This window comes from Spirulina subsalsa CS-330 (assembly GCF_028330765.1).
Lineage (GTDB): Bacteria > Cyanobacteriota > Cyanobacteriia > Cyanobacteriales > Spirulinaceae > Spirulina > Spirulina subsalsa_A.
Genome location: NZ_JAQMTY010000061.1, coordinates 1 through 21,126, shown reverse-complemented (window position 1 = coordinate 21,126; position 21,126 = coordinate 1). Strand labels below are relative to the sequence as shown.

At 56.1% G+C, this 21,126-nt stretch carries 12 protein-coding genes; 5 read left to right on the top strand and 7 right to left on the bottom strand.

The features are described from left to right. Positions 1–122 precede the first annotated feature (122 nt). Positions 123–2,834 carry a CHAT domain-containing protein gene (locus PN477_RS04145; protein ID WP_272122253.1) on the bottom strand — a complete coding sequence of 904 codons (2,712 nt, stop codon included), beginning with the start codon at positions 2,832–2,834 and terminating at the stop codon, positions 123–125. After that, the gene (locus PN477_RS04140) at positions 2,831–8,011 is read right to left on the bottom strand and encodes a two-partner secretion domain-containing protein (RefSeq protein ID WP_272122250.1); all 5,181 of its coding nucleotides are present in this window, start codon (positions 8,009–8,011) and stop codon (positions 2,831–2,833) included. The genes PN477_RS04145 and PN477_RS04140 overlap by 4 nt, the downstream gene beginning before the upstream one ends. Positions 8,012–8,901: 890 nt before the next feature. Here PN477_RS04140 and PN477_RS04135 point away from each other — a divergent pair. Then, complete coding sequence (locus PN477_RS04135) at positions 8,902–10,386, top strand: SulP family inorganic anion transporter (protein WP_272121717.1); 1,485 nt, start codon at positions 8,902–8,904, stop codon at positions 10,384–10,386. Positions 10,387–10,408: 22 nt separating this feature from the next. Further along, positions 10,409–11,272: a universal stress protein gene (locus PN477_RS04130; RefSeq protein ID WP_272121715.1), complete on the top strand. Its 864-nt coding sequence runs from the start codon at positions 10,409–10,411 to the stop codon at positions 11,270–11,272. A gap of 77 nt (positions 11,273–11,349) precedes the next feature. Here PN477_RS04130 and PN477_RS04125 read toward each other — a convergent pair whose 3' ends face one another. Both PN477_RS04125 and PN477_RS04120 read right to left on the bottom strand, forming a co-directional pair. Next, positions 11,350–12,744, bottom strand: a complete 1,395-nt coding sequence (locus PN477_RS04125) for a polysaccharide biosynthesis/export family protein (protein ID WP_272147015.1) — start codon at positions 12,742–12,744, stop codon at positions 11,350–11,352. Positions 12,745–12,878: 134 nt separating this feature from the next. Further along, positions 12,879–13,253 (bottom strand): DUF1499 domain-containing protein, encoded by a 375-nt coding sequence (locus PN477_RS04120; RefSeq protein ID WP_272121636.1) that lies wholly within the window; start codon positions 13,251–13,253, stop codon positions 12,879–12,881. Between the two features lie 225 nt (positions 13,254–13,478). On the opposite strand from PN477_RS04120, the gene PN477_RS04115 reads away from it, so the two are divergent. Then, positions 13,479–15,245 (top strand): M61 family metallopeptidase, encoded by a 1,767-nt coding sequence (locus PN477_RS04115; protein ID WP_272121634.1) that lies wholly within the window; start codon positions 13,479–13,481, stop codon positions 15,243–15,245. Between the two features lie 156 nt (positions 15,246–15,401). Here PN477_RS04115 and PN477_RS04110 read toward each other — a convergent pair whose 3' ends face one another. Together PN477_RS04110 and PN477_RS04105 are read right to left on the bottom strand one after the other, a co-directional pair. Then, positions 15,402–15,980 (bottom strand): Uma2 family endonuclease, encoded by a 579-nt coding sequence (locus PN477_RS04110; protein ID WP_272121632.1) that lies wholly within the window; start codon positions 15,978–15,980, stop codon positions 15,402–15,404. Positions 15,981–16,106: 126 nt separating this feature from the next. Then, positions 16,107–17,180, bottom strand: a complete 1,074-nt coding sequence (locus tag PN477_RS04105) for a glycosyltransferase family 4 protein (RefSeq protein WP_272147013.1) — start codon at positions 17,178–17,180, stop codon at positions 16,107–16,109. Positions 17,181–17,419: 239 nt separating this feature from the next. Here PN477_RS04105 and modA point away from each other — a divergent pair, with 239 nt between their 5' ends. Together modA and modB are read left to right on the top strand one after the other, a co-directional pair. Then, complete coding sequence (gene modA / locus PN477_RS04100) at positions 17,420–18,235, top strand: molybdate ABC transporter substrate-binding protein (RefSeq protein WP_272147011.1); 816 nt, start codon at positions 17,420–17,422, stop codon at positions 18,233–18,235. After that, complete coding sequence (gene modB, locus PN477_RS04095; protein ID WP_272121627.1) at positions 18,232–20,019, top strand: molybdate ABC transporter permease subunit; 1,788 nt, start codon at positions 18,232–18,234, stop codon at positions 20,017–20,019. The genes modA and modB overlap by 4 nt, the downstream gene beginning before the upstream one ends. 150 nt (positions 20,020–20,169) lie before the next feature. Here modB and PN477_RS04090 read toward each other — a convergent pair whose 3' ends face one another. Next, positions 20,170–20,955 carry a Uma2 family endonuclease gene (locus PN477_RS04090; RefSeq protein WP_272121626.1) on the bottom strand — a complete coding sequence of 262 codons (786 nt, stop codon included), beginning with the start codon at positions 20,953–20,955 and terminating at the stop codon, positions 20,170–20,172. Positions 20,956–21,126 lie beyond the last annotated feature (171 nt).

Genomic DNA, 21,126 nt, shown 5'->3' with positions numbered 1-21,126 from the left:
TTGATCGGGTTGAGCGGGGAGCGATCGCGCCTCATATAGCAATCCGATTTGATTCATAAACAGGCAAGGGGCTTCAGCCCCTTGTTGATGAGGAGATCAGATCTCCGATTGATTGAGGATCGCTATAGCCAACTGCCAATCAGAATGAAGGGAGCCCAGAAAAACGGGTGGTGAAAGTCGTCGGACTGCAAGAGGCTGAGTTGGGCGCGGCGGAGCACTTCGGCGCGTTTCAGGGTGTCTTGTTCGGGGGAATGAAGCAAGATTTGATAGAGTTCTTGCATCATCAGGCCGGTGGATTCGTCGCTCACTGACCAAAGGCTGGCGATCGTGCTGCGAGCACCGGAACGGACGGCGAGACCGGCGAGACCGAGGGCGGCGCGATCGTCACCAAGGGCGGTTTGGCAGGCACTCAGGATCAACAGTTCGATGGGGGGGCTGTTTTGTTGGAGGTCGCGGGATTGGAGCACTTGGGAAAATTCGTTGGCGTTGATTTCGTTGTCCCAGGTGAGCAGGAAGGTGTCGGTGGGGGTGGCGTTGAATTCGCCGTGGGTGGCGAGGTGAACGATGGGGAAGGGGTTGGTTTGAATCGCCTCAACGAGGTTAGCGGTGGTGAAGCTTTCATTGAACAGGAGCTTGCTGTTGGGGAAACTGTCGCGAATGTGTTTGACTTCATCGACGACGGCGGGAATGGCTTCAAAACCGTGGCGGGCTTCGCTAAGACCGGCGACAAGGGGAGAGAGTTCGACGGATTGGAGCGATCGCGGTGGCACGAGTTGCAATCCTGGGGTAATCGCCAGGTTGTATTTTTCGATCAGATATTGTTCGCCATCAAACAAGACAGCCATGGGCAGACGACGCAGGGGGCCATCGAGAACAAAGGTGAGGGTTTCGATCTGATGCCCTTGCAGGTCAGCTTCAAAGGGGGCGATCAGCCATTCGTAGAGGGTTTGGGCGGGGGCGTAGATCCGGCTTTCGGGGAGGTTTCCGGCGAGGGTGCGGCGCAGTTGCTCAACGACGCGGGCGATGGTGTTGGGGTTGACTCCGGTGGTGTGGTAGCGCAGCAGGGCATCGCCTTGGGGGTCATCGCCGGGTAGGGAGAGGATGACGGTGAGGCGATCATTGAGCAGAATCGGATATAAGACGGCGGTGCTGCGATCGCCTTGGTTAATGATCTGATCAATTTCGGTGGTGCGGGCGGAAATGCAGGGGGTGCGGAAAAAGTCATTCAGTTCCGCCACTTGCAGGTTTTCGATCACTTGGCGGGCGCGGCGCAGGTTGGCTTGAGCGATCGTGCTGCTGTTGTTGTCGGCCTTCGTCTCGCCTTTGGTGCGATCTCTGTTGGGGGTGAGCAGTAAGGAGACTAAATTACGGTAGATCGGCTCGACAGATTCCCGGAAGGAAAATTGACTGTCTCGGTTGGACGATACGAGTTCATGTTCGAGGCGTTCGAGGCTGGCGACGGCGCGTTCATTGGCGGCGATCGCGCCGTTTAAATCCCCTTGGGTTTCGAGCAATTGGGTGAGTTGCCATTCCCAGGGGTAGATCAGTTCTGGACTTTGGAGGGGGCGGGCCAGGGTGAGGGCCTCGCGGGTGAGTTGGATGGCGGTGTCGGTTTGTTGGGTTTGGGCATAGGCAGAGCCGAGGATACCAAGGCCGTAGGCTTCGGCGGTGCGATCGCCCCGTTGACGAGCGGCTTGGATGCTGTCGGCAATGAATTGGGCCAGGGTGGCGCGATCGACCGGAGGGGACGAATTCGGCACAGCCAGCCATTGTTGGGCGAAGACGAGACGGGCGATCAGGGTGCGGTGGGTGAGGGGTTCGGCTTGGAAGCGGTGGAGAATGGCGGCGGCCAGGGTGCGGGCGGCGGGGAGTTGCTGCTGGTCGAGGAGGAGGCGGGTCTGGTTGATCTGGGCATCGAGCCAGAGGGATGATGAGGCGATGGGGGCGGCGAGATCGGCGGCGGTTTGGTATTGGGCGATCGCCTCGTCCGGTTGCTCTAAACTGCGGTGAATATTACCGAGTACGAGGTGAGCCATGGCGGTGGCGGTGGGCTGTTGTTGGGGGTCAAGGGTGCTGAGGCTGAGGTCTAGGAGTTGGCGCGATCGCTCCAGGCGGCCCGTATATTGCAAGGTGGCGGCGAATCGGGTGAGGAGTTGCGCCGCGAGGGGGTGGTGCAGTTGGGTGGCGAGGCGATCGCGCAACAGTGCAAACTCGGCATCGGTCAAGGCGGCGATTTGATCACATTGGGTCAGCCCATCCCCCACCTCAAACTGAGCGATCGCCAAGCCGCAGGCCCGCCGAACATTGCCCATGGCTGCCAAGGTGCTGATCTGATTGAGGCGAGTACCCTGCACCCCTTCGCGATCGCCTGCTTGGTCATAGAGACGCACCGCCTGTTCCCAATACCCTTGGGCCGCACTGTAGGCCCCGCGATCGCGCTCCAAACTGGCCTGAATCGTCAAGGCTTGAGCATAGAGGCGCGGCTGTTTTAAGGCCGGAAACAGGGCTAAACTTTGGGCGATCGCGTCTTGGGCTTGACGGAAATCGCCCGCCGTTCGATAGGCTTGGGCGAGATGGTTGAGGGTTTGGGCTTGGGCAACGCGATCCCCTTGGGCGATCGCAGCGGCTAATTGACGTTCGAGGTGATCAAGGGAGGCGATCGGTGCGATCGGTTGTTCCTGAGCTTGGGCCCACAGAGAGGGGGCAGCGGGTAACCGATCCAGCGACTGCGCCGCCATCGGCCCCTGAAGACCCAAGACCACCAGGAGGCCCACCCCCGCCAGGGCCAGCCAACGCAGCGCCCGTTGATGAACACGCGAGGAACGGTAGATCATTGACATCCTCGCACGGTGGGAAACAGGAATGTGGTGAGCCATGGCATCGATTGGGATTGAGAGAGAATTTGAGGGGTGAACGATTCAAGGCTGAAGGGGGTCGATCCTGTGGTAGTCAGACTACGACTATCGTGCCATTCGCCTGCACCACTGCCCAGTAATGGCTGGAGTAGTTCCCCCACGCCGCCGCGCCCGACAACAGTGAAGCGACTATTGCCCATACTTGAACAGGCATCGCCGATCTGGTTGGTGCGATCGCTGAAATCCGACGGCAATTCATTCACCCCCTGACTCGCATCAAAGGCCGTCAGGGTAATCCCCACCACCCCCGCCTGCCCAAACTGGGAACTGGCGGTGATGTCGCTCCAGGGGGTCAAGGCATCGCGAAACCGTAAGCCGTAAATTTGTTGGGTGGTAATGTCAATGCGTCCACCATTGCCGGTGAAGGCGTTGGCGGTAATATCGCTATTCTCGCCCCGAACACCAAAGATAAACCCAGCATTGAGGGTAATATTGCCGCCGTTGCCCCCGGCGCTTGCGGTTCCGGCTGTGGTGGAAATGCTCGAACCGTGGCGCAGGATGAGAAAATCCTGGGCGGTTAAAAAGATGTTGCCGCCGTCGCCTTGGTTGGTTTCGGCTTGGATCGCGGATTGGTTGCGCAGCGCGAGGGATTGGCTGGTGGCGCGAATATCACCCGCCACACCTTGACCGCTGGAATTACTGGAAATCCTGGCGCGATCGCGCAACTCAAAAAACGGCGTTTGCACCGTCACGCCCCCCGCATTTCCCACCGCACCCGCTGCCACCGCCGTCGAGAAGGTGCTGCTGTTGAGGATCACCGATTCGCTGGCTGTGGCTTGAATTTGCCCGGCGTTGCCGCGCCCGTCGGTGCTGGAGGTGACGAGGCTGTCGTTATTGAAGGCAAGTTGCGACCCTTGCAGACTGATGTTGCCTGCGTTGCCGATCGCGCCTAACTCTACCGCCGTCGAGAGGGTGCTACGGTTCATCGTGATTTGGTCGCCCTGTAATCTCACTTGTCCCGCGTTACCGGTTCCCGCTGTCGCCGAACTCACCACCGCCCCATTGCGCAGATCAATATTGGCCGCCGTGAGACGCACCGCCCCCGCACTACCGACACCGTTGGTTCCCACAGCACTGGCCAAGGTTGCCGCATCAATCGTAATCTGGTCTGCTTGGGCAGTGACGGCCCCGGCATTGCCTTGACCGTTGGTGCTGGCGATAATTTCAGCGCGATCGCTCACGGTCAAATTCGCCGCCCGAATTTCCAACCCAGCGGAATTGCCTACCGCCCCTTGCTGCACTCGGCTAAACACGCCGCTCCCATCCCCTGTGATTCCCGCGTCTCCCGTTGCAGTGATGCTCACCTGTCCAGAATCACCTCGCCCCGCCGTTGTTGCAGAGATGAAGCCTCCCGCTGCCAGATCGAGCGTCCCGGTGCGGAGGTTAATTCCGGCTGAATTCCCCTGAGCATTGGGTTCTACTCGACTCACCAATTGGCTATTTTGCGCACCGTCGCGGCTCGTGCCGTGGATCTGGGTGGTTCCGGTTATGGTTGCGGTAACTGCGCCGGAGTTGCCCTCGCCGTCAGTTGTGCCGGTAATGATGCCGCCGTTGGTGAGGGTTAGATTTGCCGCCGTGAGTTGAATGCCTTCAGAATGACCCGTTGCGCCGTTGATGACGTTGCTGGCGATCGCACTCGTAGACCCTAGATCATTTTCGCCGTCAATCCGCACCGTACCGCCCGCCACCACATTGACTAACCCCGCCGTCCCGGTGCTGTTGGTACTGGCTGAAATTACCCCACCATTACGTACATTCAGGTCTTGGGTGCGCACCTCAATTCCCGCTGAATTGCCCGTTGCCCCTGGCATGACCAACGAAACAAGCCCCGTCACTCGACCAGACCCCGCTCCATCAATCACCACCGCATCATCTGCCGTCACGGTCAAACGCCCCGAATTCCCATCCCCACGGGTCGTCGTTGACACCAAACTCCCCCCCGTCAATTGGACGCGATCTGCGGTCAAATTAACAGTTCCCGCGTTCCCCCTTGCCCCGGCAAAAACATCAGTGCCGATCATACCTTGGTTGTCTAGCGTGATTGAACTCAGTCGGGTCGTATCGGCGGCTTGAATGGCGATCGCGCCTGCATTGCCTTGCCCAAACGATCCCGTAGTCATCACACTCTGATTCATGTCTAACTGCTGAGTGGTGATATCAATCCCCAGGGAATCCCCAACACCAGACGCTTGAACGTTGTTCGTAATGCCGCTCCATCCCGATAAAGACACCCCATCCGCCGCAGTGATGGTAATCTTGCCCGCATTGCCCTGGCCCGCGCTGTCGGTGGAAACCCCTGACCCATTGGTGATGTCGAGGCGTTGGGTTGTGAGGGTGACGGCTCCGGAGTTGCCCACTGCGCCCGCTTCTACTTCACTGCGAATTGTGCCATTTTGATCAAGGGCGATCGCCTCCCGCGCCGTCACCGTTACATTCCCCCCATCCCCTTCACCCACCGTCGAAGCCAGAAGCCTAGCGCCATCCCCCACGGTTAATGTTCCGGTGTCAATCGAGATCCCCGCCGCGCTTCCGGTTGAGTCCGAATCAACCGTTGTCTTAATCGCGCTGGGTTCTCCGGTACTACCTTGACCCTGAATGGTGACTGTATCCGTTGCAGCGATCGCCACTAGCCCGGCATTCCCTGCCCCACGGGACGAAGCGGAAATGGTTCCCCCATTGCGAACCTCTAGGGTTTGCGCGTCAATTTGAATCCCGGCTGTATCTCCCGTCGCATCTTCTAGGGTTTCACTGAGCAGGGCGCTCCCTTCCCCATCCATCACCACCGAACCTGCATCCCGAATAATCACCGCCTGGGCATCGCCTTGACCCCGCGCAGCCGTTGAAATTTGCGCCCCCGCTGCCACCCGAATCGCATCAATATTGTCCAGCGTGATTGACCCCGTTTGTCCCGTCACCGTTGGATCTGTTTTGCTGGTGGTGCTGGTAACGGTAAATCCATTTTCAACCGTCAGATTAGCAGCATTACGGATCGTGATATCACCCGCATTACCACCGCCTTTGGTGGAGCTAAAAATTTGGGAATCGATGCCGTCTAAATTTAAATCCCCTGTGGCATCAATAGCGATCGCACCGCTGGGATTTGCGTTTTTGGTTTGTGTATTGATCTGTGTAGAATCCCCAACATTCAACTGTTGGGTGTTGATATCAATCGAGCCACTTTGACCACCTTCATAACCTGTATTTGTGGTTAGATTGGTACTTGCTAGATTAATGGTGTCTGTGGCAATAAGCTGAATATTAGCCCCTAACCCTTGACTGAACCCACTAGAAAGTGAACCACCGCGATCGCCCGTTGTTGTGATTTGACTAGTATCCAAATCAATAGACGCGCCGCGAATTTGAATGTTATTTCCTGATGATTCTGTGGTATTGTGATGATTGATCGTAGTTGCAAAAAATTCGATATTTTGATCGGCTTGAATTGTGATCGCGTCATTCTGAACCGATAAGTTTGCATTGTCAATGCTAATCCCCTGCGACGCAGTGAGTGAAATGCCGCGATAGCCATTGGTATCACCTAGGCTGCCCGGCCGTAAATCACCATTAATGTCAATATCCCCCGTTGCAGTGATATCAATATTCCCGAATATCGTCTGAATCTGTTGATTCACGATCGCATCACCTGCACTCCAAATCGTGACATCACCACCCCGAATCATCTCAACAGAAGTAGCCGCCTCAAATGACCGCAACTCGACCGATCCAGCACTGATAATCCGAGTTTTCTCCACGTCAATTTCTTCAGGGGGAATCCAGGTTGCCCCTATCCCCCGCACCCATGCATTTAGAAACGAAACATAAACATAATTCGGTTGATAGTAACCTTCCCGTATTTCACGCACAATGTAGGTCTCGGTGTAAGTAGTATTGATCGCACCAATCGCTAACTCGGCTCCGACAATATTCAAATCGCGGCCATTGGTTGCGATCGTGTCGTTGAGGTCATCCATTTTGAATGTACCCACTCCATCCCAATCAGCATCGGCTTGAAATGTGATCGGGCCCCCTCCCTCTTGAAACGTCAACTCATCATCGGCTAAGTCTTCGAGGGTAATGTGATCATCCGCGACTAATATCACGGCATTATTTCCGGCGAGGGCTTCGAGGTTTTCTTCATAGATCGTGGTGGCGGTGTCGGTTCCGGCTCCGTTGGCGATCGTGATGTTTTGGGGGTCGAGGAGAAGTGTGCCGCCGTTAGTGTTCACATCGCCCCGAAAGATCAGGTTTTGTTTACCGGACACCTCCACGAAGCCGCGATCGCGTGCTGTCACTGTCCCCCCAAATCGCATCGTCTCATCCGCCCAGAGGATCACCCGCCCGCCTTGGGTCGTACCGTCGGCTTGGAGCAATGCACCGGGGTCGATGGTGGTGGTGTGGGCCGGGGTGCGATCGCCCAAGCCGCGATAATCACCCCCCACAAAAATCTCGCCGCCCACAGCCCCCGACACATCCACCCGCGCCCTATCCGTCAACCGCAGCTCATTCCCCAACAGTTCCACCGTTCCCCCCGGAGCCGTCAGCGATCCCGCCAACACCAACTGATTCCCGATTAACGTCAGGGTTTGACCCGGAGCAGCCCCCAAATGAGCATCGCTGGTGAGGTTCCCCGCTAGGTGGGTGGGATATTGCAAACCGGGGGTAATGTTCAAACTCAGCAGCGGCGGCGCGTTGGGATTCGTCGCACTGAAAAATTGCCCATCATCGAACAGGAATTGATCCGCTGTGCTGGCGTAGAATGACCCCGCCACATCCAGCCGCGCATTCGGGCCGAAATAAATCCCGTTCGGATTCAACAAAAATAAATCCGCCCCCCCATCCACGCCCAAAGTTCCCAAAATATCGGACGGATTCCCCCCGGTCACACGGGTAAAAATCGCCCCAATCTGCGCCGGATTCGCAAAGTACACCGCCTGCCCCGCATTCACATTAAAATCTTGAAACGAGTGAAAAAGACTGCTTCCCCGGCTCGCGCCGCCTTGGATAATGGCCCGGTGGGGTTGGTGAATGACCTGAGAGGATTCCGCGCCCAGGGTGGCATCGGGGAGCAGTTGGGCATGGGCTGGATGGGGACTCATGGTTCCCAACGGCATCAGAACTGAGGCCAGAATCAACGGGGTACAAGGATGAAGCGAACTGTGAGAATGTGCCATGGTTTCACCGAACAAGGTAAGGAAAAGTGAATGGGGATCTAAATCTCGGTGATATTACGGAGAGCATCAGTGTTTTAACGAGGATTAACCGGTTAAAACCATAAGTCTTCCGACTGTTTTAGCGCGTTTTTTTTGTTGTATTTTCCACAGTACTAAGCTTTTTCGATTGCTTCAATGACTGGCCCTTCTACTTCTTGATTTCTTGATAAAAACTTTAAACAAATATTAAATATAGCGGTTTTCATAAACTTGAGGTACAAAGATCCCCCTCAATCCCCCTTAAAAAGGGAGAAGGTGGCGTTCTCATCTTTTCGCAATCTGCTATGTAGCGATCCTAAATCAATCGAAGATCCTATCTCTTCATCAACAAGGGGCTTAAGCCCCTTGCCTGTTCATGAATCAAATAGGATCGCTATACAAGTTTTAATAAATTCAAGAGAGCTAAGATTCCTGTCAATATCGATCTTGTGTTTAAGCTTTTTTATTCTCTTTTGAAAAAAAGAAAGATCGGTTAGATGCGCGATCGGGTGGCTTCTCAGGGGCTGATCTGGTTGAGGCGAGTCCCATAGACCCCTTTGCGATCGCGCCCCTCCAACAACGAACGCTGCACCGTCCCGACTGAGTGGCATGGTACAATGCAGAGTCTCTGTGAGCGAACGTTAAGGATTTAAACGTTGATCTTGTTTTTAGCTGTCAGTACATCCACCGATCAATTGTCGCCGTCTAGTCCACCCTAGCGCGGGCATTTTTAGCCATGACGGCACGATCTCAACAGATCGGATTCAAAATCTCTGTACTGCACAACGAAAAAGACCTTGAATCTTAAAACTCTGAAGCGAGACTGGTTCTCGAACGTTCGGGCTGACCTCCTAGCTGGAGCAGTGGTCGGACTGGCATTGATTCCGGAGGCGATCGCATTTTCAATCATTGCCGGTGTTGATCCCAAAGTGGGGCTATATGCTTCATTTATCATCGCGGTGATGACTGCAATTTTTGGCGGTCGTCCCGGCTCCATCTCCGCCGCAACCGGAGCCATGGCCCTATTGATGATTGACTTAGTCAAGCTGCACGGGCTGCAATATTTATTCGCAACCACCCTCCTAACGGGCATGATTCAAGTGCTGTTTGGGGTGTTGAAGCTCGGCCGTCAGATGCGGTATGTGCCCAGGGCCGTGATGATTGGCTACATCAATGCCTTGGCCGTCCTCATTTTTCTCGCCCAGTTACCCCAATTAATCGGCAAAGATCCCATTGTCTATCTGTTAACCGCCCTGTCCCTCGGCATCATCTACATCCTGCCCCGCTTTACACAGGTCATCCCTTCGCCCTTGGTCACCTTGGCCGTCATGACGATCGGCACGATCGCCCTCAAAATCGACGTGCCCACCGTAGGCGACATGGGAGCATTACCCACCACATTACCGACCTTTGCCCTGCCGCAAGTTCCCTTGACCTGGACAACATTAAGCATCATTTTGCCCTATGCCTTAACCTTGGCCCTCGTTGGTTTACTGGCCTCCTTCCTCACGGCGGCCCTCGTCGATGAATTGACCGATACACCCAGCGACAAAAATCAAGAAGCCAAAGGTCAAGGCCTTGCCAACATTGTCACGGCGTTTTTTGGGGGTATGGCGGGCTGTGGCATGATCGGCCAATCCGTGATTAATGTGCAGTCCGGTGGCCGCACGAGGCTTTCGACCTTAGCGGCGGGTGTTTTGCTACTGTTTGCGATTTTGGGCTTGCAGGATTGGGTGCGCCAAATGCCGATGGCGGCCCTGGTGGCGATTATGTTTATGGTGGCGATCGGGACATTCCGTTGGTCGTCTTTTTGGCAAATCCGGCGGGTTCCCGTCAGCGAAACAATTGTCATGGTTGCCACGATGCTAGTGACGGTGTTCACCCGTAACTTTGCGCTGGGGGTGGCGACGGGCATTGTATTAAGCACGGTCTTTTTTACGAGCAAGATCGCGCAATTGGTCACGGTACATTGTCAGGTCGAGGATCAGGGCAGCCATCAGATTTACCGGGTAGCGGGGCAACTCTTTTTCCTGTCCAAAGACGAATTTTTTAATGCTTTTGACTTTACGGTTTTTGTCGATCGCGTCACGTTGGATCTCAGCCAAGCCCATCTGTGGGATCAAGGTGCGGTGGAAATGGTCGATCGCGTCATGACCAAGTTTCGCCGCTTGGGGGCAGAGGTGGAGCTAGTCGGACTGAATGCGGCCAGTGAAACCCTCGTGGCCAAAATCGGGTTGCCCTCTCAACAACGCCAGGCGGCACAACAGGCTACATCTGAATAACCATTAAGGAGACTGGGGTGACATGAAACGAATTCTACTCTGTACGGACGGTTCTGGCTTTGCCTCTGGTGTGTATCAGTATGGTGCTTGGTTTGCCCAGCGCCTTGGTGCGGCGATCGCAGTGCTGCATGTGACCGATGTGCGGGGACAAGCCCGCGCTGAGGCGGCAAACCTGAGCGGCAGCATCGGGATTGATGCGTCGGATCACCTCTTGCAAGCCTTGGTGGATCTCGAACATCAAAAAGCGAAATTGAGCCATCAACAGGCCAAGGTTATCCTGCGATCGGCCACCACCACCCTCCAGGAATTGGGGGTCACATCGATCCAAACCATGCACAAAACAGGGGTTTTGGTGGATTTCCTCCCTGAACTCGAAACAACGACGGACTTGGTGATTCTCGGCAAACGCGGCGCGGCTGAGGATTTCGCCTCGACACATTTGGGGGCGAATTTGGATCGCATGATTCGGGCCAGTCGTCGGCCGTGCTTGGTGACATCGCGCCAATTTCAGCCCATTACCCGGATTTTGTTGGCCTACGATGGCAGTGCGATCGGGCAAAAAACACTGCAATTTGTGCTCACTTCCCCTGCCTTTCAGGGCTTGCCGCTACATATCATCACCGTAGCCAAGTCTAGATCGGACACCACCGCCCAAGCTCGCCTCCATACCGCTCAACAACAAGCGGAAAACGCGGGCGTTGAGGCCGTCGGTGTTTTGGAAGTGGGACATCCAGAAGCTGCGATCGCTGCATACATCGACCAAGCCGCGATCGACCTCCTGGTGATGGGAACCTACGGCCATCGTCGGATTCGCCATTTAGTCATCGGCAGCACCACCGCGCAAATTTTGCGCAGTAGCCCCATTCCGGTACTCGTATTCCGTTAATCCCCTTCGCAATGAGGGTAGAGTTGCTAAGAGTATGGAAATTCCCGGTTTACGGGGCTAAGGCGATGGGACGTTGATTAGGGGCTGAAGATGGAATCGGCACTGTCGCCAATTTCCCGGAAGAAGAGGAGAAAGCCCAAAATATCCCGGAAGGGGCGGGTGAAAATGTTGAGGGCGTTGCTGACTTTGGCGATCAGCGATCGCCCAATCACGATCACATCGTCATCTTGGAGGGGCACATCCTGAGCGAGATCCCCCATCAGGGCTTGACGACCGTTGAGCATTTGGGACACGGGCCGCCCCTGTTCGGGGTCAAACCGGATCAGCGCGATCGCGCTTAGATTGGCATCCGTGGCATTGGGGGAAATTTGCGTCAGGGCATCGAGGAAGGTGCTGCCGTTGGGGAGTTGTAGCGAGCCGAGGCCCTGGCCCGCATGGTTGAGGACGCGCACCGTGATCGCAGCTTGGGCGAGGTTAGACCGGGCGGCGAGGCGGCGATCGTAGGTTTGCTCCGCGCCCACATCCAAGCGTGCAACCACGATCGCATCCCCATCAAGCAAAAACATATTCGGCAAAGGCTGGCCCCCTTGGAGCGGCGTGAGCAGATCCATGGTTTGCTCAATCACAGTGCCATCGATCAGCGTGCGGCGGACAATCACCGATCGCAGATCCGCCTGGGTCGTACTGCCCCCCGCCCGAAACAGGGCATCAAAGGGATTCGACCCCGGCGACAGTTCATAAAACCCCGGTTCCACCACTTCCCCGGTCACCGTCACCAAGGCCGGGCGGGGGAAATTCAGGGCAAGAATCACCTCTGGCGGCTGCCGGAGGTAGCGATTTCCCAGTTCATAACTCAAGAGGGCTTGGGCTTCTTCAATGGTCAAGCCCCGCAGGGAAATCACCCCCAAAATCGGGATTAAGACCTGACCCTCCAAGTTCACCTCCACCTGGGTATTAAATTCGGGAAACCCGGTCACCGTGACCGCAAACACATCCCCGATCCCAATCCGGTAGCGGTTGAATTCGTTGCTGGGCACATCGCGGTAGGGCGGGGGATCGTAGCCGGTGGGGGGGATGGCGGCATCAGGGCGAAATGTGGCGGGGGGCGGGAATGGGTCAGGCTCGTTGACGGTCGGATCAGGCGGCGGCAACACCGGATTAGGCAAGGTGCGGACGGGGTCGGGGGCATTGAGGGGGATGGGGGTGGGCCGGTCTTGTCGGTTGGGGTCGAGGGTCTCGGGCCAGGGTTCAACCTCCGTCGGGAAGAGGGGCGGCGGCAAAACGGGAATCTCTACGGCGTTGGGGTCGGATTCCACTTTGGGGGCTTTGGTGGGGGTGGCGGGATTGCGTTGGGCCCAGAGGGGTGGGGTGAACAGCATCGACCCGGTGGCGGCGGTGAAGAGGCTGGCCACAAGGGTAGGGGTGAGGCGATGGGTAAACAGCCGGTGCAGTGTCATGATGACCTTGACCATGGGGAAGGAGGGGGATCAGGGCCATTGTAGGCTTCGGGCTTGGCGATCGCCCATGGATGCGTTGGCGATCTTAGGGATGGATCGCGGGTTCTTGTGCCGGGCCAGTCCCCCAAGCCCGGCCGCAGGGTTGGGGGTTAGCTTGCGAGTTGAGCGCGGATCGCTTCGACCCGTTGGCGATTGACCCCAAGGTCAGATTTACCAAGGCGGGAGGCGGAGCGGACATGGATCACGTTGGCGGCGCGATCGCAGAAAAATTCCACATCATCCACAAAACCCATCAGCTTACTCTGAAACTCTGCGTAGAGATAATCCTCGCTGGCTTCGACGATGGTGGTGCGTTCCATCCCTTCGATCACGGTGCGGAGATCTGCGATCGCCACCCACGGCAACGGATCGATTTTTTCCCCCGGCTTTTCGCTTTGGCTACAGACACAATTAGGTGTACCGGGGCAAGGGGTTAATTTCCCAGCGCGCACCCCTAAATTTTTCGGACGTTGACCGGCAAACATAAAGTCTCCTCAAAATTGAATTCCTAATCATTGTAGAAGCGGAGATGGCTCGATATACTGCAAAAACGGTCAGGAGTGCATTATGTAGAGAATTCGCACGATAGCGATCCTCAATGAATGGTCATTTCAGGTTCTTGCCCCAAGGGGATTTCAGCCCCTTGCCTGTTGCTCAATCATGCCGGATTGCTCAATTCACACCCCCCTAGCCCCCTTCGTTGTAAGTTCATGACCAACGCCACTGCTCTTTTCGATCACTCTGCCACGACCACCGAAATCAACTTGCACTATCAGGTTGCCATGCCCAAACCCGCGACGCACCGATTTGAGGTGACGTTAACGGTGTCCCACTGGGCGGAACCGACATTAACCTGGACGATGCCCGTCTGGACTCCGGGATCATACTTGGTGCGGGAATATGCGCGGCATGTCCAAGCGGTGACGGTGACGGATGAGCGATCGCAACCCTTGCCATGGCGAAAGGTGAGCAAGAATCAATGGGAAATCCACTGCCCAGAGAGCCGTGAAATCACCATGCGCTACCAGGTCTACGCCAATGAATTGACGGTGCGCACCAACCATCTCGACGCAACCCACGGCTATTTCAACGGGGCGGCGATCTTTTGCTACATTCCCGGCCATGAAGACTGTGCGATCGCCGTTACGATCGACCCCCCCGCGCCCGATTGGACAGTGATCACCGCTCTCCCCAGCACAGGACTGAACACCTTTGCGGCGGCGGATTTTGACACCCTTGTTGATAGTCCCTTTGAGATCGGCCCCGCGACGATCTACGACTTTGAAGCGGAAGGCAAGCCCCATCAATGGGTGATCTGGGGGGATGGGAACTACGATCGCGCCGCCCTGATTCAAGACACCCAAGCGATTATTGCCACCGAGGCGAAAATTTTCGGCGGCTTACCCTACGATCGCTACATATTTTTGCTGCATTTAACGGCGAGTAATTTTGGTGGCCTAGAGCATAAGCATTGTTGTTCGTTGATTTATTCGCGGTTTGGCCTGCGCGATCGCGAAAAATATTACCGCTTCATCCAACTCGTCGCCCACGAATTTTTCCACCTCTGGAACGTCAAACGCATCCGTCCCCACGCCCTCGAAACCTTCGACTACAGCCAAGAAAACTACACCCCCTCCCTCTGGTTCTGCGAAGGGGTGACGAGCTATTACGATCTCTTAATCCCTCACTGGGCGGGCATTTACGGCCGAGAAACCTACCTCGAAAGCATCAGCCGGGATGTAACCCGCTATTTCCTCACCCCTGGCCGCAACGTCCAACCCCTGAGCGAATCGAGTTTTGATGCCTGGATTAAGCTCTATCGCCGCGATGCCAATAGTGATAATTCGCAAATGTCCTACTATCTCAAGGGGCAATTGGTGTCGATGCTGCTGGACTTGCAGATTCGGGCCAAGTTTGAAAATCAGCGATCGCTCAATGATGTGCTGCGGCGACTGTGGGCAGACTTTGGCCAGCCGGAACGGGGCTACACCCCGGCGCAACTGTTGGCGGTGCTGGAGTCAGTGGCGGATTATGATTTGAGTGAGTTTTGCGATCGCTACCTCCACGGCCTCGATGATCTCTACGATCCCCTCGTCACCGCCCTCGAACCCTTCGGCTTAATCCTCAAACCCGTCCCCGGCAAAATCCCCAATCTCGGCATCAAAGTCAAAGCCGAAGCCGGTACGACCCAAATTGCCTTCGTCGCCGCCGATGGCCCCGCTGGGGAAACGAATCTAGATGCGGGGGATGAACTCCTCGCCCTCGATGGTTGGCGGATCACCGCCGAACAGTTCGACGCTCGTTTACAGGACTACCAAGGGGGCGATCGCGTCACCCTCAGCGTCTTCCACCAAGACCAACTCTGTCACTATCCCATCACCCTCAGCCCCCCCCTCCCCACCGCCTACCGCATCGCCCTCACCAAATCCCCCACCCCTGCCCAAACGGCCCTCCTGTCCGGTTGGCTCACTCTCTGATCTACTGCTTACAACCTGCAACTACTGCGATCGATCCCCCTAAATCCCCCTTAAAAAGGGGGACTTTGAACGGCTCCCCCCTTTTTAAGGGGGGCTGGGGGGGATCAAACGCATGAAACACAGGCCAGGCGGCTTTAGCCCCTTGGTTCTGCGGTGTCAATTGTCCCAAATGCTACCCAGCTCAAGGGTGAATTGAGACAACACCGCTTCACCGTCTAAGGTGTCGGGGCGATCGCGCTGTTCCATCGGTTGAGCGGCGCGATAAATTTCAACGGTTTTCCCTTGGATATTGATCAGCCAACCCAGTTGTAACCCGTTGGCTAAATATTCCTGCATCTTGGCTTGCAGATCGCTCAAGGAGTCCGTTTTTGAGCGTAATTTCAAGACAAAATCCGGACAGAGGGGCGGGAATGTCTCCTGTTGGGCCGGGGTTAAGGCATCCCAGCGATCGCGCCGCACCCAGGCAATATCTGGCGATCGCGCTGCTCCATTGGGTAACCGAAACGCCGTAGACGAGTCAAACACTTCTCCCAGTTGAGTTTGCTCATTCCACAGCACAAAGCGAGCATTCAGCGTCGAGTTACGTTTGCCGGTATTTCCGCCAGTGGGGGGCATGATAATCAGTTCTCCTGTCACGGTTTGTTCAAGGCGCAGGTCTCGGTTAGCGATCGCAATCTGGGTGAATTGTTCCGGCGTGATTTTGAGACGTTCAGGAATAATAACGGTGTGGGTCATGGGCTTGCGGAGGTAGACTCATCTCTCAATGTAATACCAATGCTCGAAAATCAAACGATACCGTATCCACCGTTAAACGTCCCTCTCCCGCACTGGGAGAGGGATTTAGGGTGAGGGCAAGGGGGATTAGGTGAAGGGAAACAGGACTTCGGCGGTTTGTTGGCCGGTGCGGGCCCAACTGAATTCGCTGGCGCGGAGGAGACCGAGTTGGATCAGGTTGTCGCGGAGGTTGAGATCCGTGGCGATCGCACCCATCGCCGCCGTCAACTCCGGCACATTGTAGGGATCAATCAAAATCGCCGCATCCCCCGTCACCTCCGGCAACGCCGACACATTGGAGGTGATCACCGGCGTACCGCAGGCCATCGCTTCGAGCACCGGCAGGCCGAACCCTTCCCAGAGGGTGGGGAAGACAAGGGCGATCGCTTGATTCAACAGGGCCGGTAATTTTTCGTAGGGCACATATTCCATAAACTTGACCGCATCCCGAATCCCCAACTCCCGCGTCAGGTGTTCACATTGGGGGGTATAGCGTTGATCCGTCGGCCCTGCGAGCCATAATTCATACTCATCACGATTGGGCAGGGCCGCAAACGCATAGATCAAACTTTGGACATTTTTATAAGGGTCTTGGCGGCCGAGGTAGAGGAAATAGGGGCGTTCGGTGCGGGTGGGTAAATCCAACAGATGGAAATGGTTGTGATCGTAGGCGAGGGGGATGGGGGTGACGCGGTGGGCGGGGACGCGGAAAAACTCCACCACATCGTTAGCGGTGGATTGGGAATTACAAATAATGTGGCGGGCTTGGCGGATGACTTGGGGCAGGATGAAGCGGTGGTAATAGCTGAGGCGCGATCGCGGATTGGGAAACCGCAGCGGGATCAGGTCATGCACCATCACCACATAGCGGCAATGGCTGTAGATCGGGGCTTCGGGAATCGGGGAAAACAGCAGCCGGGTACGCAGTTTGCGGTATAAACTGGGGACACGAAACTGAGTCCACAGCAGGCGCAATCCGTGGCCGAGCATGCCGTGATCCGGACTCATCCGACCGGATACGGGGTAACACCGATAGTCCGGTTCCGGTTCTGGGGTGAGGAGAATCGGGTCTAGGGTTTTGAGGTAGGGGTATAGGTTGCGGGCATAGGTGGAAATACCCGTCGGTTTCTTCGACAAAAACGAGAGATTAACCAGAACCAATGCACAATCCCCCAGATAACAAACACACCCAAGGATATCAGGGGAATGGAAGATCCGTTGTATCTTCCCCCAATTTTGTGGGTCTGAGTTGCAGAGGGCGGAATGCAGCGAAAATAGGACGATGGCTCGTGAGATGATTTTTGAACGGGTGTGATGGCGGCCTCAGGGCGGGGGATGTTGCTTTGCCGATCGGGTCTAAATCCCGTTACCCTGAACGATCGAAAGTCTTGAAATTTACCGTGAAGCAAGGACAACTGAGAACACGATCGCACCTCCGGCAGTGGCTCATGGGAGTGATGGGGCTGTGTCTTTTGATCCTAGGGTTGCAGGGATGTCCGCAGTCAGGGACGACGCTGCTGGTGGGGGCGGCATCGAGTTTGACGGATGTGTTAGAAGCGATCACGCCTGCCTTTCATACCGCCCATCCCACCATTGCTGTTAACTATAATTTCGCCGCCTCCGGTAAACTCACCCAACAGATTCAACAGGGCGCACCGCTGGATCTATTCATTTCAGCCGCCCCCCACTACATGGATCAATTAGAGCGCAATGATCAGATTCACCCCGACAGCCGCCGCCCAATTACCCAAAACCGATTAGTGTTGATCGTGCCGAGCGATCGCCCCATCCTCACCCAATTAACAGACCTCACCCAGCCGGAGATTCAACGGATTGCCGTGGGAGACTTTCGCACAGTTCCCGCCGGTCAATATACCCAAGCCATGCTCACCACAACGCAACTATTACCGACAATTCAAGAGAAGCTTGTGTTTGGTCAAAATGTCCGTCAGGTGTTGGCCGTTGTGGCGGCGGGAAATGCGGATGCGGGGATTGTCTATCGTAGCGATGTCCAAGCGTCCGATGCGGTGCGGATTGCCTTTACCCTTGATCCGGCAACTTATCCAGAGATTCTCTACCCCGCCGCCATCCTGACCACGACCCGCGATCGCACTGCGGCCGCAACGTATCTTGATTTTCTGCTCCAACCCGATACCCAACGGACGTTTCAGCGCTATGGGTTTATGCCGCTACCGGGGAGCGATCGCCCATCATGAGCCTGGCATCCCCCTTTTGGATCTCCCTCAAAATCGCGGGGGTGGCAACGGTGCTGACGGTGATTTTGGGGGCGATGGTGGCCTATGGACTCTATCGCCATCCGGGTAAACATCAAGGGCTGATCGATGGGATTTTAATCGCGCCGTTGATCTTGCCGCCGACGGTGGTGGGGTTTTTACTGTTGCAACTGTTGGGGCGGCGCAGTTGGCTGGGGCAAGGGTTACATTGGCTGAATTGGGATCTGATTTTTACCTGGCAGGCAGGCGCGATCGCCGCCGTCATCATCACCTTCCCCCTGATGTATCGCACCGCCCTCGCCGCCTTCGAGCAACTCGATCCCCATTGGATCGCCTCAGCCCGTGTCTTGGGCGCATCAGAATGGCGCATTTTTCGGGCGATCGTGCTTCCCCTTGCCGGTCGGGGTATTCTCGCCGGGGCCTTGCTCTCCTTCGCCCGCGGCCTAGGGGAATTCGGCGCAACCCTGATGGTGGCCGGCAACATTCCCGGCCAAACCGAAACCATCCCCCTCGCCCTCTACACCGCCGTCGAAACCGGCGACAATGCCACCGCCTGGCTCTGGTCGGGCGTGATTCTTTCCCTGGCGCTCTCGGTGATTACCCTCCTCAACCTCTGGAGCCAGCCCCACCAACGCCCCGCGATCGCCCCACCCCCCAACAGGCCCAGCCCGATCGCCCCCCGACTCCCCCCCCAATCCCAGACCGATCTCGCCCTCACCCTCCACCAACAGTACGGCAGCTTTTGCCTTCAGGTCAGCGTGGCCGCCCAACGGGGGGAACCCGTGGGTATTTTGGGGGCATCGGGGGCGGGCAAAAGTGCGCTGTTACGGTGTCTGGCGGGGTTAGAAACGCCGGTTTCGGGACAGATTCGCGTCGGGGATCAGGTGTGGTTTGATGGGGATCGTCGCATTAATCTCCCCAGTGCAGCGCGGCGGGTGGGGGTGGTGTTTCAAAACTACGCCCTTTTTCCCCATCTCACGGTGGCGCAAAATATTGCCTTTGGGATTCCTGCTGCGCCATCGGCCCCGAACCGTTCGGAGCGCATTGCTCAGATGCTCGCCACGGTGCATCTAGAGGGGTTCGAGTCCCGCTACCCCCATCAGCTTTCGGGGGGACAACGGCAGCGGGTTGCCCTCGCTCGTGCCCTGGCCAGCGAGCCGGCGGTGTTGCTGTTGGATGAACCGTTTTCGGCGTTGGATACCCATTTGCGCGATCGCCTCGCCCAGGAACTGCACGACCTCCTCGCCCACTATGGCGGCATCACCCTCCTCGTCACCCATAACCCCACCGAAGCCTATCGCCTTTGTCCCCACTGGGTTATTTTGGATCACGGCCAGATGATCGCCGCTGGGCCACGGGAGCAGATTTTGCACCATCCCCAATCGGTACGGGTGGCGCGGTTGATCGGGTGTGAAAATATCGCGCCGGTGGAGGTTGTCCCGGCTGGCCTGTGGATTCCGGCTTGGAACCTTACCCTCCCCGGTGCGATCGCTGACCGTCCCCAAGCGATCGGGATTACGGCCTATCATCTGGGTCTTGCCCTCCGACCCGCTGGCCCCGGCATTCCCTGCTGGATTGCCCATCACCACACCACCCCCTACCAAATCACCGCCTTCCTCACCCTCCATTACCCGCCGCGATCGCCCACGGACATCCACCTCCAAAGCACCCTCAGCCTCGACCAATGGCAGCAACTCCAAACCGCCCCGCCCCCGTTTTCCCTCCAGATTTCCCCCCACCATTGGCAACCCTTGACCCAACCGTGACTCAATGCAGGCGCGATCGCAGCGGTGATGAGCTAACTGGAAATGCCAGCTATAGCGATCCTAAATCAATCGGAGATCTGATCTCCTCATCAACAAGGGGCTTAAGCCCCTTGCCTGTTCATGAATCAAATAGGATTGCTATATCTACCTTCACGTCACATCTTCGAGGGGTAATGATAGGGTTTGGGCGATTTGTTCGGGGGTGAGTCCAAGGGTGCGCAGATGGGCGATCGCGCCTTGTTGAGCCTGTTTTAATTGCTCAACTTCAGCCTTAGCCGTTTTCGTTTCAGCCTTAGCCGTTTTCGTTTCAGCCTTAGCGGTCTCCGCTTCAGCTTTGGCGGTTTCCGCTTCAGCTTTGGCGGTTTCGGCTAATTGCCCCAATTCCACATAACTTAAAAATAAATCGCCATTGGGCTTATAAATCAGCAGCGTTTCGGGAGTCAATTCAAAGCGAATCTTCAAGAGGGGACTTTCCCAGCCATTCACATCTGGAATGACGGTAAATGCTTCCTCCTGCCGTTGCCATCCCGTTAAATCATTACGATCCGGATCGTAGAGATAATATTCACTGACTCCAAACTGGTGATAAAACTCCCACTTTTTCGCCATTTCTCCCAAGCGATTCCCTGGGGATAAAATCTCAAAGACCACTTGGGGCGCGATCGCACCTTCTTCCCATTGTTTATAAGAGCCGCGATACCCTTTCGGGCGACCGATCGCCACCATCACATCCGGAGCGCGACGAGTGCGATTATCCCCCTCAATGGGATACCACAACAAATCCCCCGCGACAAATACATTCGGATCATCCGCAAACAATAATTCTAAATTTTCTTTGATCGTGACAATCCAATGAAACTGTAGGGTATTATCCGACATGGGTAAACCATCACTATCTGGGTAGAGGATTTGCGAGCGTTGCAGTTCTTGAACCATAATTTGCTCTTGACTGGGATGATTATTCTGATTTTGACATACTCCCCCACTAAACCCTACGGGCTATAGTGGGAGATTCTGAACAGCCAGTTACCTGACCATTTATCCACTCAAACAACGAGAGTTGCAGAGGGTTGCTAGGCTCAACGACTAACGCCATTGATTTATCCT

Excerpts from the sequence above, each read along its gene's own strand:
- PN477_RS04130 (WP_272121715.1), top strand. The coding sequence starts at position 10,409 with ATGAAACGAATTCTACTCTGTACGGACGGTTCTGGCTTTGCCTCTGGT.
- PN477_RS04145 (WP_272122253.1), bottom strand. The coding sequence starts at position 2,834 with ATGATCTACCGTTCCTCGCGTGTTCATCAACGGGCGCTGCGTTGGCTG.
- PN477_RS04090 (WP_272121626.1), bottom strand. The coding sequence starts at position 20,955 with ATGGTTCAAGAACTGCAACGCTCGCAAATCCTCTACCCAGATAGTGAT.
- PN477_RS04125 (WP_272147015.1), bottom strand. The coding sequence starts at position 12,744 with ATGGTCAAGGTCATCATGACACTGCACCGGCTGTTTACCCATCGCCTC.
- PN477_RS04140 (WP_272122250.1), bottom strand. The coding sequence starts at position 8,011 with ATGAGTCCCCATCCAGCCCATGCCCAACTGCTCCCCGATGCCACCCTG.
- PN477_RS04110 (WP_272121632.1), bottom strand. The coding sequence starts at position 15,980 with ATGACCCACACCGTTATTATTCCTGAACGTCTCAAAATCACGCCGGAA.
- PN477_RS04120 (WP_272121636.1), bottom strand. The coding sequence starts at position 13,253 with ATGTTTGCCGGTCAACGTCCGAAAAATTTAGGGGTGCGCGCTGGGAAA.
- modB (WP_272121627.1), top strand. The coding sequence starts at position 18,232 with ATGAGCCTGGCATCCCCCTTTTGGATCTCCCTCAAAATCGCGGGGGTG.
- PN477_RS04115 (WP_272121634.1), top strand. The coding sequence starts at position 13,479 with ATGACCAACGCCACTGCTCTTTTCGATCACTCTGCCACGACCACCGAA.